A 281-nucleotide genomic window follows, 5' to 3' on the forward strand; every position below is an offset into this window, starting at 1 on the left:
TTGGACATTGCAATCCAAACGATTCATAAATTGATGAACAATAAGAAGGTCACTCTTCATTCAGGTGCCTTCATCCACTCGGATCAGGGAAGCCACTACACAAGCCCCCGATACCAAAAGCTTTTAAAGGAGTATGGCTTGGGTCAGTCTATGTCACGAAGAGGGAACTGTTGGGACAATGCCCCTCAAGAATCATTTTTTGGTCATCTAAAGGATGAGCTAGATTATAAATCAGCCAAAACACTGAAGGAATTAAAATCGAAAATCAATGATTACATGAC

1 protein-coding gene is annotated in these 281 nt (G+C 40.6%); it reads left to right on the plus strand.

Features of this window, described 5'->3' with window-relative positions:
• Positions 1-281: DDE-type integrase/transposase/recombinase (locus ASU00_RS24215; protein WP_152983855.1), on the plus strand; the 281-nt coding region annotated here is incomplete at both ends.

Origin of the sequence: Peribacillus muralis, assembly GCF_001439925.1 — a bacterium.
GTDB classification, from domain to species: Bacteria; Bacillota; Bacilli; order Bacillales; family DSM-1321; genus Peribacillus; species Peribacillus muralis.